We start from the raw sequence: 1,125 nt of genomic DNA on the forward strand, positions 1-1,125 counted from the left end.
CCCAGTACCGTCAGCGCCGTCCGGCGCGCCAGCACCAGGTCCGTGTCGTCGTCTCGCACTTTCGTCCTCCGCCTAGAAGGTCAAGCCGGACTGGGTGAAGAACCACAGCGACGCGCTCAGCCACAACCCGACCAGCCCGGTGAAGACCAGCCCGCCGAGCACCGGCAGCGCCCAGCCGGGCGCGCCGTCCTTGCGCAGTAGCAACATCTTCGCGACGAACACGCCGTAGAAGAAGCAGCCCAGCAGCGAGTGCAGCAGCACGCGGGTGTCGAACGACTGGAACCCGAGCGCGTAGAGGCAGTGCAGCGCCACCGGGATCGACACGAGGAAGGCGATCCGGCCCGACCAGCGGTGCACGGCGCCCATCCACGCGGGCGTCGCGCCGAGCTTGCCGTACAGCGAAAGCGCCGAGAGCAGCTGGACGATCGCGAGCACGACGACCACCGTGGCCAGCCACGCCTTCACCGACCGCGGGCTGGAGAACCCGGCGACGTTCACCGCGACGCCGGTCGGCGTGTGCAGGCTGCCGTAGACGCCGAGCACCACCGCGACGACGGCGCCGGCGAACAGCGGGACCAGGAGCGCGACCGCGGTGCGGTGCCCGGCCGTGGTCATCAGAAGTCACCGGTCCCGGCCAGGCCGCTGATCGCCTCGGCGGGCACGGCGGCGCCGTCGACGGTCGCGGTGCCCTGGGCCGCGTCGAGTGGCGGGGCCGCCGTGGTGTCGTCGCCCGCGGCGAGGATGCCGACCTGGCTGCCGTCGGGCAGCACGATCCAGCCGACCTTCGCCTGCTGCCCCTTGACCTTCGGCGTCGCGCGGTAGAGCCCGGCGGGCTTCTTCGCCACCGGAGCGGTGAACTGCCACGTCTTCCCGGACGCGGTCACCGTGCCGGTGGCCGCCGTGGCGTCGAAACTGCCGGTCAGGGCGGCGTTCTTGGCGCCCTTCAGGTCCAGTTTCCCGCCGGTCGTCGCGCCTTGCAGCCACGCTTCGACCTTCTTGCCGTCGCAGAGGTAGGCGATGGCGTGACCGTCGCGCACCGACACCGCGACCGACGCGCCGCCGCCGGTCACCCGCCCGGCGTAGTCCGCCCGCGCGGGCGCGTCGGGCTTCGGCGCTTCCGACGTC

2 protein-coding genes are annotated in these 1,125 nt (G+C 72.5%); both read right to left on the minus strand.

Annotation, left to right across the window (positions count from 1 at the left end; genetic code table 11):
- Window positions 1-72: 72 nt before the first annotated feature.
- Window positions 73-615 (minus strand): DUF6529 family protein, encoded by a 543-nt coding sequence (locus G3I65_RS30965; protein WP_160699239.1) that lies wholly within the window; start codon window positions 613-615, stop codon window positions 73-75.
- A partial coding sequence (locus tag G3I65_RS30970) for a hypothetical protein (protein WP_160699240.1) occupies window positions 615-1,125 on the minus strand: 511 nt, incomplete at its 5' end. The genes G3I65_RS30965 and G3I65_RS30970, both read right to left, overlap by 1 nt.

The sequence above is a fragment of the Amycolatopsis sp. SID8362 genome (assembly GCF_010550475.1).
GTDB classification, from domain to species: Bacteria; Actinomycetota; Actinomycetes; order Mycobacteriales; family Pseudonocardiaceae; genus Amycolatopsis; species Amycolatopsis eburnea.